Consider the following 14,776-nt stretch of genomic DNA (forward strand, 5'->3'; position numbering starts at 1 on the left):
AAGGGCGCCGAATGGCGCCCTTTTTCATTCTGGCCAGTCAGTCGCGTTCGGCAGCCAGCAGCGCCATAAAAGCCCTGGCCGCATTGGACAGGGTACGCTCCCGGTGCAGGATGTAGCCGAGCTGTCGGGTCAGCTGGATGCCCGGCAGAGGCAGGCTGACGACCTGCGCGTCGAGCATACTGCGCGGCAGTACGCTCCAGGCAATCCCGATGGAAACCATCATCTTGATCGTCTCCATATAGTTGGTGCTCATGGTGATGTTGGGCGTCAGCCCCTCGCGCTCGAACAGGCGCTGGGCGATGTGGTGAGTGAAGGTGTTGCCGCCGGGGAATACCGCCGGATGGCCGGCGACATCCACCAGGGTGATATCCGCCTTGCTGGCCAATGGATGCTCGGGGGCGACGACGAAATCCAGCGGATCGTCCCAGACCTTCACCGCCAGTACCGGCTCGGCGGTTTGTGGCGCCAGGGTGATCACCGCGAGTTCGGCGCGGCCGTGCAGTACCTCGTCATAGGCCACTTCCGAATCGAGAAAACGGATATCCAGGCTGACCTGCGGGTGCGCGCGGGTAAAGGCGCGTAACAGAGGCGGCAGCCGATGCAGACCGATGTGATGGCTGGTCGCCAGGCTCAGTCGTCCGCCAATGTCGCCGTTGAGGTTGGTCAAGGCGCGGCGGGTGTCGTCCAGTACATTCAGGATCTGATAGGCGCGGGGGAGCAGGGCGCGGCCAGCTTCGGTGAGCCCAATCTCGCGGCCTAGCCGATCGAACAGGCGCACGTCCAGCTGCGCTTCCAGCGCGGCGATTCGCTTGCTCACCGCCGGTTGCGTCAGGTGCAGCCGCTCTGCGGCCAGCGAAAAGCCACCCGTTTCGGCGACAGCAATGAAAGCGTTGAGGTTGGCTAGGTCCACGGGTCAGATTCCAGCTGGGAATGCATTGGATGAAAAATATGAATTTGAGTAATTGAATGCAAGCCCCTAGCATCGACCCCATAAGCGCAAGGGCTATTCGCCCCGCATAGAAAACAGATGAGGAAAAGTCCGATGGCCGGCAAGACGCTCTACGACAAGCTCTGGGAAATGCATGAGGTGAAACGTCGCGACGATGGTTCGTCGTTGATCTACATCGACCGCCACATCCTCCACGAGGTGACGTCGCCGCAAGCCTTCGAAGGGCTGCGCCTGGCCAATCGCAAGCCATGGCGCATCGACGCCAATATCGCCACCCCGGACCACAACGTGCCGACCACCAAGGGCGAGCGCCAGGGCGGCCTGGAAGCCATCGCCGATGAGGTCTCGCGCATCCAGGTGCAGACGCTGGACGAGAACTGCGACGATTTCGGCATCCTCGAATTCAAGATGAACGACGTGCGCCAGGGTATCGTCCATGTCATCGGCCCGGAGCAGGGCGCGACATTGCCAGGCATGACCGTGGTGTGCGGTGACTCGCACACCTCCACCCACGGCGCCTTCGGTGCGCTGGCCCATGGCATCGGTACTTCCGAGGTCGAGCATGTGCTCGCCACCCAGTGCCTGGTCGCCAAGAAGATGAAGAACATGCAGGTGCGCGTCGAAGGCAAGCTGCCGTTCGGCGTCACCGCGAAGGACATCGTGCTGGCGGTGATCGGCAAGATCGGCACCGCTGGCGGTAATGGCCATGCCCTGGAGTTCGCCGGCAGCGCAATCCGTGATCTGTCCATGGAAGGGCGCATGACCATCTGCAACATGTCCATCGAAGCCGGTGCCCGCGTAGGCATGGTGGCTGTGGATGAAAAGACCATCGCCTACGTCGAAGGTCGCCCGTTCGCGCCGAAGGGCGCCGACTGGGACAGAGCCGTCGAGCTGTGGAAAGGTCTGGTTTCCGATGACGACGCGGTGTTCGATACCGTCGTCGAGCTCAAGGCCGAGGACATCAAGCCGCAGGTCAGCTGGGGCACCTCGCCAGAAATGGTGCTGGCTGTTGATCAGAGCGTGCCGGACCCGGCGGTCGAGGCCGACCCGGTGAAGAAGGATTCCATCACCCGCGCGCTGAAGTACATGGGCCTGCAGGCCAATCAGGCCATTACCGATATTCGTCTGGATCGTGTGTTTATCGGTTCGTGCACCAACTCGCGGATCGAGGATCTGCGCGCCGCGGCCGAAGTCGCCAAGGGCCGAAAGGTCGCCGCGAACGTCAAGCAGGCGCTGGTGGTGCCGGGCTCGGGCCTGGTCAAGCAGCAGGCCGAGGCCGAGGGGCTGGACAAGATCTTCATCGAGGCCGGCTTCGAGTGGCGCGAGCCAGGCTGTTCCATGTGCCTGGCGATGAACCCGGACAAGCTTGGCAGCGGCGAGCACTGCGCCTCGACCTCCAACCGCAACTTCGAAGGTCGCCAGGGTGCGGGCGGGCGTACGCACCTGGTCAGCCCGGCGATGGCCGCTGCCGCAGCGGTTACCGGCCACTTCATCGACGTACGCGAACTGATCCAGGCCTGAGGAGACGAGACATGAAAGCCTTTACCCAACACGCCGGCCTGGTCTGCCCACTCGATCGCGCCAATGTCGACACCGATCAGATCATTCCCAAGCAGTTTCTCAAGTCCATCAAGCGCACCGGCTTCGGCCCCAATCTGTTCGATGAGTGGCGCTATCTGGATGTCGGTCAGCCGAACCAGGATTGCTCGCAGCGTCCGGTAAACAAGGACTTCGTGCTGAACTTCCCGCGTTATCAGGGCGCCAGCGTATTGCTGGCCCGCGAGAACTTCGGCTGCGGCTCCTCCCGTGAGCACGCTCCTTGGGCCTTGGAAGAGTACGGCTTCCGTACCATCATCGCGCCGAGCTTCGCCGATATCTTCTTCAATAACAGCTTCAAGAACGGCCTGTTACCGATCGTGCTGAAGGAAGAAGAGGTTGATGAGCTGTTCCAGCAGGCTGAAGCCAATGAGGGCTACCAGCTGACCGTCGACCTCGCCGCGCAGACCGTGACGCGCCCCGACGGCAAGCAGTACGGCTTCGAGGTCGATGCCTTCCGTAAGCATTGCCTGCTTAACGGCCTCGACGATATCGGCCTGACGCTGCAGGACGCGGACGCGATCAAGACGTTCGAAACCCGTCACCAGCAGAGCCAGCCATGGCTGTTCGGTGCCATCAAGTGAGATAAGGGCAGGGTGGATGACGCGTCATCCATCCACGTGCAGGGTTTCGGTGGATGAACACAACGGCATCCACCCAGTGAAAATCGAGGAATGTGATGAGCAAACAGATTCTGGTTCTCCCCGGTGACGGTATCGGCCCGGAGATCATGGCCGAGGCGGTTAAGGTCCTGCAGCTGGCCAATGACAAGTTTCAACTGGACTTCGAGCTGAGCTATGACGAGTTGGGTGGCGCGGCGGTCGACAAGTACGGCGTGCCGCTGGCCGACGAAACCCTGGAGCGTGCCCGTGCCGCTGATGCCATTCTGCTCGGCGCCGTAGGCGGGCCGAAGTGGGACAAGATCGATCCGGCCATTCGTCCCGAGCGCGGTTTGCTGAAGATTCGCTCCGAGCTGGGGTTGTTCGGTAACCTGCGCCCGGCACTGCTCTATCCTCAGCTGGCCGATGCCTCGTCGCTGAAGTCCGAGATCGTCGCTGGGCTGGATATCCTGATCGTTCGCGAGCTGACCGGTGGCATCTACTTCGGCAAGCCGCGCGAGAGCAAGGTGCTGGAGAACGGCGAGCGCATGGCCTACGACACGCTGCCGTACAGCGAGAGCGAGATCCGCCGCATCGCCAAGGTCGGTTTCGACATGGCGATGGTGCGCAACAAGAAGCTCTGCTCGGTGGACAAGGCGAACGTGCTGGCGTCCAGCCAGCTGTGGCGCGCGGTCGTCGAGGAAGTCGCGAAGGACTACCCGGAAGTCGAACTGAGCCATATGTATGTCGATAACGCGGCCATGCAGCTGGTGCGTGCGCCGAAGCAATTCGACGTGATCGTCACCGACAATATGTTCGGTGACATCCTTTCCGACGAGGCGTCCATGCTGACCGGTTCCATCGGCATGCTGCCGTCCGCTTCGCTGGACGCCGGCAACAAGGGCATGTACGAGCCATGTCACGGATCGGCGCCTGACATCGCCGGTCAGGGCATCGCCAACCCGCTGGCCACCATTCTTTCCGTGTCGATGATGCTGCGTTACAGCTTCAATCAGGTCGCAGCCGCCGACGCCATCGAGCAGGCAGTGAGCGATGTGCTCGATCAGGGCCTGCGCACCGGCGACATCTGGTCCGAAGGTTGTAACAAAGTCGGTACCCAGGCGATGGGCGATGCAGTAGTCGCGGCCCTCGCGAAGTTGTAATCTTCTGGCCCGCCTTAATCTGCGCGGGCCACTTTTTCTATAGGTGTAGTTGCGATGAAACGTGTAGGTCTGATCGGTTGGCGCGGTATGGTCGGTTCCGTGCTCATGCAGCGGATGCTGGAAGAGCGGGATTTCGACCTGATCGAGCCCGTGTTCTTCACCACTTCCAATGTCGGTGGCCAGGGCCCCGATATTGGCAAGGAAACCGCTGCGCTGAAGGACGCCTACAGCATCGACGAGCTGAAAGGCCTCGATGTGATCCTGACCTGTCAGGGTGGCGACTACACCAATGAAGTCTTCCCGAAGCTGCGTGAAGCCGGCTGGCAGGGCTACTGGATTGATGCTGCGTCCTCGCTGCGCATGCAGGACGATGCGGTGATCGTGCTCGATCCGGTGAACCGTCGCGTGATCGACCAGCAGCTGGACGCCGGTACCAAGAACTATATCGGTGGCAATTGCACCGTCAGCCTGGCACTGATGGGGCTGGGCGGTCTGTTCGAAGCCGGTCTGGTGGAGTGGATGAGCGCCATGACCTATCAGGCCGCTTCCGGCGCCGGCGCGCAGAACATGCGCGAGTTGATCAAGCAGATGGGCGCTATCAATGCCGCTGTCGCCGACGACCTTGCCAATCCCGCCAGCGCCATCCTCGATATCGACCGCAAGGTTGCTGAAACCCAGCGTAGCGAGGCTTTCCCGGTCGACAACTTCGGCGTGCCGCTGGCCGGCAGCCTGATTCCCTACATCGACAAGGAGCTGCCGAACGGGCAGAGCCGCGAAGAGTGGAAGGCGCAGGCCGAAACCAACAAGATCCTTGGTCGCTTCAAGAATCCGATTCCGGTCGATGGTATCTGCGTGCGCGTCGGCGCCATGCGTTGCCACAGCCAGGCGCTGACCATCAAGCTGAACAAGGATGTGCCGATCTCTGATATCGAAGGGCTGATCAGTCAGCACAATCCCTGGGTCAAGCTGGTGCCAAACCACCGCGATGCCAGCATGCAGGAGCTGAGCCCGGCCGCCGTCACCGGAACGCTGAGCGTGCCGGTCGGCCGTCTGCGCAAGCTCAACATGGGCTCTCACTACCTGGGCGCGTTCACCGTAGGTGATCAGCTGCTGTGGGGGGCTGCGGAGCCGCTGCGTCGCATGCTGCGTATTCTGTTGGAGCGTTGATACGCTCTCCATGAAGTGCCGAGCGCCGCGACTTGTTCGCGGCGTTTTCGTTTATTCGATACGCCGCTCGGCGGCGCTGGTTGCAGTGATCTGCCATTTCGCTACAGTGCCGGTCCTTAATGCATGGAGGTGGCGATGCCTACAGGTGTCGGTGTTGCGGTTGTCGGAGCGGTCAGCCTGGTAGGTGAGGCGCTGATCGAGGTGCTCGAGGAGCGCGCGTTTCCGCTGGGCGAGTTGCACCTGCTGGACGCCGGCGAGGGCGTTGGCCACACGGTTCCGTACAAGGGGCGAAATCTGCGCGTAAGTGCGGCGGATCGTTTCGATTTCGCGCGCGTGCAACTGGTATTTCTCGTCGGCGCCTCTGCTCTGGTGAGCGAATGCCATGTAGCCGCTAGTGCTGCCGGCTGCCGGATCGTTGATCTGTCAGGGTCGATTTCTGTGGAGAGACAGCCGTGTCTGGTGCCGGAGGTCAACGGTGCGCTGCTCGATTCTTCACCGGATCGCCTTGCTGTTGCCAGTCCGCTACCGGCATCGGTTGCACTGGCGCTGGCGTTGGCACCTGTTCGACATCAGCTGGGGTTAGTAGGCGTCACGGTTACGGCGTGCCTGCCGGTTTCCAGTCGTGGTGCCGCTGGGGTGAAAGAGCTGGCGAGGCAGACGTCCGAACTCCTGAATGCCCGCCCGCTGGAGCCACGCGTGTTCGGTCGGCAGATGGCGTTCAACTTGCTTGCGCAGGCGGAGGAGGTCGATCCGCATGGACACGGTGCGCAGGAGCGGCGCCTGGTCGACGAGCTTCGTCAGCTTCTGCAGAACCCCGAGCTGGCGGTGGCCGTCACGTTCATCCAGGCACCGGTTTTTTTTGGTGAAAGTCTTGTAGTCTCGTTGCGCTGCAGTCTAGACGTAGATGTGCAGGCGCTATCTGCGGCTCTCGAGGCGGCTCCGGGTGTCGAAGTCGTAGGGGGCGATGACTACCCGACGGCGGTCGGTGATGCGGTCGGGCAGGATGTCATCTATGTCGGCAGGGTGCGCTGCGGCATCGGCGATCCACGCCAAGTCAATTTGTGGATTGTGTCTGATAACGTGCGAAAAGGCGCGGCACTGAATGCTGTGCAGTCCGGTGAGTTGTTGATAAAAGACTATCTGTAAAAGATACTTACTGGTAATTCAAAGAATATTTCTAGCCGATGCGCTGAACGGCTTATTGCTGATGGGGAGCCACCTTCAGGTGGCGCGGGCAGTGAAATAAGACCCTCTCGTAGTTCGAGAAAAAGATAAACAAGGGATTAAATAATGGTTCGGGTTCGCAATCTGGTGCTGGCAATCGCGGCTGCTACCGCGCTGACTACAGAAATGGCCCACGCGCTTGGGTTGGGAGAGGTCACGCTTCAGTCGTCATTGAATCAACCGCTGATCGCGGAAATCGAACTGCTGGATGCCAAAAGCCTGGCTCCGGGAGAGGTCATTCCCGTCCTGGCCTCGCTCGAAGAGTTCAATCGTGCCGGTATTGATCGGCAGTACTTTCTGACAGATCTGAAGTTCACTCCCGTATTGCGTCCGAATGGCAAAAGCGTAATTCAGGTCTCCTCCAGCAAGCCGGTACGCGAGCCGTATCTCAATTTTCTCGTAGAGGTTCTTTGGCCGAACGGGCGCCTGCTACGTGAATATACCTTGCTGCTCGATCCACCACTTTATTCGCCTGAAACAGCCGCTGCGGCTGCGCCGCAGCTGCCTATTTCCGCGCCAGCGCCACGAGCCGTTGAACCAGCGCGTCCTGCACCTGTTCGTCCGACTGCCGCTTCCCCTGCCAGCGTTGCCACTGCTGCTCCGGCGCAGGACAGCAGTCAATACAAGACCTCTGCCCGCGATACGCTTTGGGACATAGCTGAGCGTAATCGCCGTAGCGGTACCGTGCATCAGACAATGCTGGCGATTCAGGACCTCAATCCGGATGCCTTCATTGATGGCAACATAAATCGCATGAAGAGCGGGCAGGTGCTTCGTCTGCCGGATGCCCAGCAGATCTCCAAGCGTTCGCAGGGTGAGGCGATCGCTCAGGTGGCTGAGCAGAATGCAGCATGGCGCCAAGGCCGGAGCGGTGCGGTTGCTGGCTCTCGCCAGCTGGACGCGACCCGTCGTACCGAGGCAGGCGATGCGCCGTCACGCAGCGACACCGGAGATAATCTCCGTCTTGTGGCAGCCGATGCTGGCAAATCCACTGCAGGCTCTGATACAGGCTCTGGCGATAGCGGCAAGGCTCTGCGGGACAAGCTTGCTGTTACGCAGGAAAGCCTCGACTCCAGCCGCCGTGAAAACGATGAGCTGAAAGACCGTCTGAATGATCTGCAAGGGCAGCTGGAAAAACTGCAGCGTCTGATGCAGCTCAAGGATGACCAGCTTGCCAAGCTTCAGGTGCAGCTGGGCGCCGAAGTTCAGACCCCTGCTGCGAGTGACGCTGCAGGCCAGCAGCAACCTCCTGTTGCTGCGGATGATTCCGGCTCAGCGCAAGATACAGCTAGCGGGGCTGGCGCCGGTGGCGCCGACCCTGAGGCTGGCTCCGCCCCGGCCAACCAGCAAGAGCAGGCGCCGGTTGCTGCCCCGGCGCCTGCCGAGCGTCCTGCGGCTGCCAAGCCGGTGCCTAAACCCGCCCCTGCGAAGCCTGCAGCACCTGTTGAGCCAGAACCCAAAGGGCTGATCGATGATCTGCTGTCGAATACGCTGCTGCTTGGCGCGGTCGGTGGCGGTGCATTGCTGCTGCTTTTGGTGGGATTGATGGCGCTATCGCGCCGCAACGCGATGAAAGAGGCCGAGTTGCAGGAAAGTCTGATGGCAGCCGACACGGTCGATGACCTGCGAATCGGGACGCCTGCTTTCGTCGATATTGGTCAGGAGCAGCCTGAGCCAGCCCCGTTTCAGGCATCCAGCGCGGCTGCGCCGGACGAGCTGACCGGGACTACTGGCGATGCCTTGGCCGAGGCAGATATCTACATTGCGTACGGTCGTTTCAACCAGGCCGCAGAGTTGCTGCAGAACGCCCTCAATGACGAGCCGCAGCGCAGTGATCTGCGTTTGAAGCTGATGGAGGTTTACGCCGAGTTGGGCAACCGTGATGGCTTCGCCCGTCAGGAAGCTGAGCTGCGCGAGATCGGTGGTGCAGCGATGGAAGTGGAGCAGTTAAAGCATAAGTATCCGGCGATGGTCACAGTTGCAGGCGCGTCGGCAGCTGCGGTCGCAGCAACTCAGTTGGACGTGGATAGCTTCGATCTCGACGATCTTCAGCTGGACGATCCGGCTCCGGCCGCAGGTCAGGATCTGGACGATGCGTTCGATCTCAGCCTCGACGATCTCGATATTGATCTGAGCGATAAAGCTCAAAGCTCTGCACCGGTTGACCAACCATTTAACTTCGATGATCTGTCTCTGGATGAGCCCGAAGCTGAGCGCGATGTACAGCCTGTGGCGAGCGATTTCTCCTTCGATCTGGAAGAAGAGGCAAGCGTTCCAGATACTAAACAGGACGATTTTTCGGATTTCTCCTTTGATCTGGATAGCGAAAAGAATACCGCGGCAACCGATACTGAGTTCTCGCTGAATCTTGATGAGGAATCACCTGTAGCTCCTGCGGCTATGGAGGGTGATGAGCTTGATTTCGAACTGGGTGAGCCTACTGCTACATCGAATGATGAGCTTCCCGACGGGTTCGACATTTCGCTCGACGAGCCTGAGTTCGAGCCGCAGCCGAGTGGCTTTGCCGAGCAGTTGAGCGAAGTGGAAGCTGATCTGGACAATTTGTCCCGGGATCTGCAGGAGCCGGCCGCCGCCTCCGCTGACAGCACCGTTGATGGTGGGGTGGACGACGACTTCGATTTCTTCTCGGATACCGACGAAACCACCACGAAACTGGATCTCGCCAGGGCCTATATCGATATGGGGGATGCCGAAGGCGCTCGCGATATTCTCGACGAGGTAATCTCCGAAGGCAGTGACGCCCAGCAGCAAGAGGCGCGGGATATGCTCGCCAAACTAGCCTGATCATGAACCAAGCAGTACCCGAAACGGCAGCCGAAATGGCTGCCGTCGGCGTTTCCAGAATCGCGCTGGGCGTCGAATACAAGGGATCGCGCTATCGCGGATTCCAGCGTCAGCGTGCAGGCGTACCGTCCATTCAGGAATCGCTCGAAACCGCACTGAGCAAGGTGGCTGGTGGCCAACCCGTTACGCTCAGTTGTGCAGGGCGTACCGATGCGCTGGTGCACGCCAGTGGTCAGGTGGTGCATTTCGATACGACTGTTGCGCGTAGCATGCACGCATGGGTCATGGGCGCGAACATGAACTTGCCGCCTGATATCAGCGTCACCTGGGCGAAAGAGATGCCGCAGCGCTTTGATGCTCGTTTCAGTGCCATGGCGCGCCGTTATCGATATGTGATCTACAACGATCAGATTCGGCCAGCGCATATGGCCGAAGAAGTGACCTGGAACCACCGCCCTCTCGACATCGAGCGGATGCGTGCCGCCGCCGCGGCATTTGTCGGTACCCACGATTTCAGCGCCTTCCGAGCCCGGCAATGCCAGGCAAAATCGCCAATCAAAACCATCCATCATCTTGAGTTGCTCGAGCATGGTCGGCTGATCGTTATCGACGTGCGAGCCAACGCTTTCTTGCACCATATGGTGCGAAACTTCGCGGGCGTGTTGATGACCATCGGTGCTGGTGAGCGGCCGGTCGAATGGGCTGCGGAAGTGTTGCAGTCGCGTATACGCCGAACCGGCGGGGTTACAGCGCACCCCTATGGCCTCTACCTGGTCGAAGTCGACTATCCGGAAGAGTTCGAGTTGCCAAAACGCTACCTCGGCCCGCACTTCCTGTCGGGTTTGCCGGATGTGCGTCGCTGATGCGCGCAGTTCATGTCCAATCGCTTGCAGGTGACCGGTCTTTTGTTACCATCGCGTTTCCTTCTCGATAGGTAGGTGGTCGGTGCCAGTCATTCGCAGCAAGATATGCGGGATAACTCGCGTCGAAGATGCCTTGGTCGCCGCTCAAGCAGGCGCTGATGCCATCGGTCTGGTGTTCTACGCCAAGAGTCCTCGCGCGGTCAGTGTTCAGCAAGCTCGTCAGATCATTGCTGCCCTGCCTCCTTTCGTTACTACGGTCGGCCTGTTCGTCAATGCTAGCCGTTGCGAAATCAACGAAGTTCTCGACGCGGTTGCCCTGGACACCCTGCAATTTCATGGCGACGAAACGCCTGCTCAGTGCGAAGGCTTCCATCGCCCGTGGTTCAAGGCGCTGCGAGTCGGTGGCGGCGAAGATGTCGCCGGCCAGGTGGCTCGCTACGGAAGTGCCAGCGGTATTCTGTTGGACACCTTTGTCGCTGGTGTGCCGGGCGGGACGGGCGAGCGCTTCGATTGGTCGCTGATTCCGCCTGGGCTGCCCAAACCCTTGATTCTTGCGGGAGGTCTGACGGTAGAGAATGTCCAGCAGGCTATTGCCGAGGTCCGGCCGTACGCAGTGGATGTCAGTGGTGGCGTTGAAGCGAGCAAAGGCATCAAGGACGCGGCCAAGGTGCAGGCCTTTGTGGAGCGCGTTCGTTCGGCCATGTGACGCATGGGCAGCCGTGGCCGTCCAGTAACGAGTCGCTGGTAGACCAGCACCGTATTTTTGGATTTCCGCCACGTGGTGGAAATCGGAGTTCCGCGGCTGCGCCTCGTAAGCGCATCGCTCACGCGATCCAGTGCGTGTATGCATGGTCGCAACGATGAATCCACCCGTAGTGCGAGTGCGCGCGGGACTGAAGCTTTGGAGAACAAGAGCATGAGCAACTGGCTGGTAGACAAACTGATCCCTTCGATCATGCGCTCGGAGACGCAGAAGAGTTCGGTCCCCGAAGGCCTCTGGCACAAGTGCCCCTCTTGTGAGGCGGTTCTTTACCGCCCCGAGCTGGAAAAGACCCTCGATGTCTGTCCTAAGTGCCAGCATCACATGCGCATCGATGCCCGCACCCGGCTCGATATCTTCCTCGATGCCGAAGGGCGCGAGGAGATTGCCGCGGAGCTGGAGCCGGTAGACCGTCTCAAATTCCGCGACAGCAAGAAATACAAGGATCGCCTGTCGGCAGCTCAGAAGCAGACCGGCGAAAAGGACGCCTTGGTCGCGATGAGCGGCAAGGTTGTCAACGTCCCTGTAGTGGCCTGTGCCTTTGAGTTTTCCTTCATGGGTGGCTCCATGGGGGCGATCGTTGGCGAGCGCTTCGTTCGTGCTGCCAACGTCGCGCTGGAAAAGCGCTGCCCATTGATCTGTTTTTCCGCTTCGGGCGGCGCGCGAATGCAGGAAGCCCTGATTTCCCTGATGCAAATGGCCAAGACTTCAGCGGTGCTGGCACGCATGCGTGAAGAGGGGCTGCCGTTCATCTCGGTTCTTACCGACCCTGTATACGGCGGCGTTTCCGCCAGTTTGGCGATGCTCGGCGACGTAATCGTCGCAGAACCCAAGGCGCTGATCGGCTTCGCAGGACCGCGAGTGATCGAGCAGACGGTACGGGAAAAACTGCCGGAAGGTTTCCAGCGCAGCGAGTTCCTATTGGATCATGGTGCGATTGATCTGATCATTCCGCGCTCGGAGTTGCGCGCACGCCTCTCGCGTCTGCTAGCCCAGATGCAGAAACTGCCGAGCCCGGTCGAACCCGCTCAGGTAACGGCTACTGCATGACCGAGCGGAGTCTGGCTGACTGGCTCGCCTACCTGGAGCAACTGCACCCCTCTGCCATCGACATGGGGCTGGATCGAGTCCAGCTGGTGTCGGCCCGGCTTGGCCTGACGCGTCCGGCTCCTCTGGTGGTTACCGTTACCGGGACCAACGGCAAGGGGTCTACTTGCGCGTTTATAGCCTCGCTGCTGACCAGCCAGGGGATGCAGGTTGGTATCTACAGTTCGCCACATCTGCTGCGTTACAACGAGCGGGTCCAGCTGAACGGTTGCGAGGCAAGCGATCAGGAGCTGTGCGAGGCGTTCGCCGCAGTCGAGGCTGCCCGCGGAGAGGTCTCTCTGACCTATTTCGAGATGGGCACACTTGCTGCCTTCTGGCTGTTCGAGCGTGCCCAACTCGACGCCACGGTGCTTGAAGTCGGTCTTGGTGGGCGTCTCGATGCCGTCAATATCGTCGATGCCGATCTGGCAGTGATCACCAATATCGGGCTCGATCATGCCGATTGGCTGGGCGATACCCGCGAAAGCGTTGCGTATGAAAAAGCCGGAATCATGCGGGCAGGCAAGCCGGTGCTCTGTGGTGATCTGGAAGCACCTGTACCTCTACTGCAACAGGCTGGGTCGCTGAAGGCGCCGCTGTTGCTGCGCGGTCGCGATTTCGATCTGGCGCTCGAGGCCTGCGCCTGGCATTGGCGGGGTGTCGGCCCAGCGGGAGCGCCATTGGAGCTGCACGGGCTGCCACTGCTTTCGCTGCCAATGGAGAACGCTGCAATAGCCCTGCAGGCTTACGCTTCGCTGGGTCTGCCGTGGGATGCGGAGGTGCTGTCCGCGGCGCTAGAACAGGCTCGCGTGACGGGGCGTCTTGACCGTCGGCAGATCACCTGGCGTGGCCGCAAGGTCTCGCTGTTACTTGACGTCGGCCACAACCCGCACGCTGCCAGTTATCTCGCTCAACGTCTCGATCAGCGACCGATCGCTGGTCGTCGGCTAGCCGTTTTTGGGCTGCTGGCAGACAAGGACCTCAATGGTGTGCTCGATGCCTTGCAGGCACCCGTCGCTGACTGGGCTGTGGCGCCACTGCCTACCTCGCGTACTCAATCAGCTACACAGTTGTCCGCCGCGCTGCTTGAGCGCGGCGCTCCGGTCAGCGAGTATGCGAGCATCGAGCAGGCGCTCGACGCTCAGTGCGCCAAGGCTGAACCCGACGACGAAGTGTTGGTGTTCGGATCGTTCTATTGCGTAGCTGCAGCGCTTGGATGGCTGGAACGGCAGGCGGAGGAGAGTGGGGATGGCGATGCTCGATAAGGGGCTGTTGCAACGTATGGTTGGTGCGCTGGTGCTAATTGCGCTGGCTGTGATTTTTGTCCCGATGCTCTTCAATCGCGAAGACGATCTGCGCCACGTCACGGTCGACGCGCCCACCATTCCCGCAGCACCAGTGGTTGCTGAGATCGAAATGCAGCCAGTAGACGTGCCGGAACCGCAAGAGCCGGGGTCGGTGCCGGAAGGTTTCGAGATGATTGAAGAAGACGCTGAGCCTGCTACAGGCCCTGCGGTTGCCGAGCAAGCACCTGCGCCGATCGAGCCGGTTGCTCCGGTGGCGCCAGCACCCGCCCCGGCAGCGCCCGCTGCGCAATCGCAGTCGCCGGCAGCTGAACCTCGGCTGGATAACAACAACCTGCCAGTCAGCTGGGCGATTCAGCTGGCCAGCCTGTCTAATCGTGCCAGCGCCGAGAACCTGCAGCAGACCTTGCGCTCGCAAGGCTACAACGCTTATATCCGCACCGCTGACGGCATGAACCGCGTTTTTGTCGGTCCGCTGGTAGAACGTAGCGAGGCGAATCGGCTTCGCGATGTGTTGCAGCGACAGCAGAAGCTCGATGGCTTCGTCGTGCGCTTCAAGCCGGAAGGAAGTTGATCTGCTGAGGCGCTGGCCGAACGCCTGAACGAAGGCGGCGGCCGGTGCATGGCGGCCGGCGAGCCGGCGCGTATTCCTGGCGCTCGCGCTCTGCTAAAATGCGCCGCCTTTTCCCCATTGCAGAAAACATCGTGGCATTCACCTGGGTCGATTGGGCCATCATCGCCGTTATTGCTGTGTCGAGTCTGATCAGTTTGAAGCGCGGTTTCGTCAAGGAAGCGCTTTCGCTGGTTACCTGGATCATTGCTGGCGTGGTCGCATGGATGTTCGGTGGTGCGTTGTCCCACCATCTTGCGGAATACATCAGCACGCCATCGGCGCAAGTCATCGCAGCCTGTGCGCTATTGTTCGTGGCCACCTTGCTGGTAGGGGCATTGGTTAATTTCCTGATCGGTGAATTGATCAGGGTGACGGGGTTGTCCGGCACTGACCGGTTCCTCGGAATGGTGTTCGGTGCGGCACGTGGCGGTCTTCTGGTGGTGGTGCTGGCGGGCTTGCTGAGCCTTGCACCAGTCGAGCAGGACCTATGGTGGCGCGAGTCTGCGTTGTTGCCACATTTTCTATTGATTGCCGATTGGTCGAAGAATCTCATCCTGGGGTTCAGCGGCCAATGGTTCGCCGCTTCGCTCAACCCGCCCGGTTGAGTCTTTTTCTACGGATGCCCGGTCTGTCGTCGTATCCGGTCT

13 protein-coding genes are annotated in these 14,776 nt (G+C 60.6%); 12 read left to right on the forward strand and 1 reads right to left on the reverse strand.

Going from position 1 to position 14,776, the window contains the following annotated elements:
- Nucleotides 1-37: 37 nt before the first annotated feature.
- Entirely contained in the window at nucleotides 38-910 is an 873-nt protein-coding gene (locus tag EA798_RS18830) for a LysR family transcriptional regulator (protein ID WP_122099944.1), read from the reverse strand.
- 132 nt (nucleotides 911-1,042) lie between these two features.
- Between EA798_RS18830 and leuC the strand changes: the two genes are divergently transcribed.
- The 12 genes from leuC to EA798_RS18890 all read left to right on the forward strand — a co-directional run bounded on the left by leuC (nucleotide 1,043) and on the right by EA798_RS18890 (nucleotide 14,734).
- Entirely contained in the window at nucleotides 1,043-2,470 is a 1,428-nt protein-coding gene (leuC, locus tag EA798_RS18835; RefSeq protein WP_106155180.1) for a 3-isopropylmalate dehydratase large subunit, read from the forward strand.
- Between the two features lie 11 nt (nucleotides 2,471-2,481).
- A complete protein-coding gene (gene leuD, locus EA798_RS18840) occupies nucleotides 2,482-3,129 on the forward strand; it encodes a 3-isopropylmalate dehydratase small subunit (protein ID WP_122099945.1) in 648 nt (215 codons plus the stop codon).
- A gap of 95 nt (nucleotides 3,130-3,224) precedes the next feature.
- Nucleotides 3,225-4,307 carry a 3-isopropylmalate dehydrogenase gene (gene leuB / locus EA798_RS18845; protein WP_122099946.1) on the forward strand — a complete coding sequence of 361 codons (1,083 nt, stop codon included), beginning with the start codon at nucleotides 3,225-3,227 and terminating at the stop codon, nucleotides 4,305-4,307.
- A gap of 54 nt (nucleotides 4,308-4,361) precedes the next feature.
- Nucleotides 4,362-5,474 (forward strand): aspartate-semialdehyde dehydrogenase, encoded by a 1,113-nt coding sequence (asd, locus tag EA798_RS18850; protein ID WP_015277362.1) that lies wholly within the window; start codon nucleotides 4,362-4,364, stop codon nucleotides 5,472-5,474.
- 135 nt (nucleotides 5,475-5,609) lie between these two features.
- The gene (locus EA798_RS18855; protein ID WP_122099947.1) at nucleotides 5,610-6,620 is read left to right on the forward strand and encodes an aspartate-semialdehyde dehydrogenase; all 1,011 of its coding nucleotides are present in this window, start codon (nucleotides 5,610-5,612) and stop codon (nucleotides 6,618-6,620) included.
- A gap of 144 nt (nucleotides 6,621-6,764) precedes the next feature.
- A complete protein-coding gene (locus EA798_RS18860) occupies nucleotides 6,765-9,503 on the forward strand; it encodes a motility hub landmark protein FimV (RefSeq protein WP_122099948.1) in 2,739 nt (912 codons plus the stop codon).
- A gap of 2 nt (nucleotides 9,504-9,505) precedes the next feature.
- Nucleotides 9,506-10,366 (forward strand): tRNA pseudouridine(38-40) synthase TruA, encoded by an 861-nt coding sequence (truA, locus tag EA798_RS18865; protein ID WP_122099949.1) that lies wholly within the window; start codon nucleotides 9,506-9,508, stop codon nucleotides 10,364-10,366.
- A gap of 82 nt (nucleotides 10,367-10,448) precedes the next feature.
- Nucleotides 10,449-11,072 (forward strand): phosphoribosylanthranilate isomerase, encoded by a 624-nt coding sequence (locus EA798_RS18870; RefSeq protein ID WP_122099950.1) that lies wholly within the window; start codon nucleotides 10,449-10,451, stop codon nucleotides 11,070-11,072.
- 210 nt (nucleotides 11,073-11,282) lie between these two features.
- Nucleotides 11,283-12,176: an acetyl-CoA carboxylase, carboxyltransferase subunit beta gene (gene accD / locus EA798_RS18875; protein WP_015277357.1), complete on the forward strand. Its 894-nt coding sequence runs from the start codon at nucleotides 11,283-11,285 to the stop codon at nucleotides 12,174-12,176.
- The gene (gene folC, locus EA798_RS18880; RefSeq protein WP_122099951.1) at nucleotides 12,173-13,477 is read left to right on the forward strand and encodes a bifunctional tetrahydrofolate synthase/dihydrofolate synthase; all 1,305 of its coding nucleotides are present in this window, start codon (nucleotides 12,173-12,175) and stop codon (nucleotides 13,475-13,477) included. Before accD ends, folC begins: the two co-directional genes overlap by 4 nt.
- The gene (locus EA798_RS18885) at nucleotides 13,461-14,090 is read left to right on the forward strand and encodes an SPOR domain-containing protein (RefSeq protein ID WP_122099952.1); all 630 of its coding nucleotides are present in this window, start codon (nucleotides 13,461-13,463) and stop codon (nucleotides 14,088-14,090) included. The genes folC and EA798_RS18885 overlap by 17 nt, the downstream gene beginning before the upstream one ends.
- 131 nt (nucleotides 14,091-14,221) lie before the next feature.
- Nucleotides 14,222-14,734 (forward strand): CvpA family protein, encoded by a 513-nt coding sequence (locus EA798_RS18890; RefSeq protein WP_122099984.1) that lies wholly within the window; start codon nucleotides 14,222-14,224, stop codon nucleotides 14,732-14,734.
- Nucleotides 14,735-14,776 lie beyond the last annotated feature (42 nt).

The organism is Pseudomonas songnenensis, assembly GCF_003696315.1.
In the GTDB taxonomy this organism is placed as follows: Bacteria; Pseudomonadota; Gammaproteobacteria; order Pseudomonadales; family Pseudomonadaceae; genus Stutzerimonas; species Stutzerimonas songnenensis.

Bases quoted from the DNA above. Each gene is read 5' to 3' on its own strand.
- leuB (WP_122099946.1), top strand. From the start codon at position 3,225: ATGAGCAAACAGATTCTGGTTCTCCCCGGTGACGGTATCGGCCCGGAG.
- leuD (WP_122099945.1), top strand. From the start codon at position 2,482: ATGAAAGCCTTTACCCAACACGCCGGCCTGGTCTGCCCACTCGATCGC.
- folC (WP_122099951.1), top strand. From the start codon at position 12,173: ATGACCGAGCGGAGTCTGGCTGACTGGCTCGCCTACCTGGAGCAACTG.
- EA798_RS18860 (WP_122099948.1), top strand. From the start codon at position 6,765: ATGGTTCGGGTTCGCAATCTGGTGCTGGCAATCGCGGCTGCTACCGCG.
- asd (WP_015277362.1), top strand. From the start codon at position 4,362: ATGAAACGTGTAGGTCTGATCGGTTGGCGCGGTATGGTCGGTTCCGTG.
- EA798_RS18855 (WP_122099947.1), top strand. From the start codon at position 5,610: ATGCCTACAGGTGTCGGTGTTGCGGTTGTCGGAGCGGTCAGCCTGGTA.
- leuC (WP_106155180.1), top strand. From the start codon at position 1,043: ATGGCCGGCAAGACGCTCTACGACAAGCTCTGGGAAATGCATGAGGTG.
- EA798_RS18885 (WP_122099952.1), top strand. From the start codon at position 13,461: ATGGCGATGCTCGATAAGGGGCTGTTGCAACGTATGGTTGGTGCGCTG.
- truA (WP_122099949.1), top strand. From the start codon at position 9,506: ATGAACCAAGCAGTACCCGAAACGGCAGCCGAAATGGCTGCCGTCGGC.
- accD (WP_015277357.1), top strand. From the start codon at position 11,283: ATGAGCAACTGGCTGGTAGACAAACTGATCCCTTCGATCATGCGCTCG.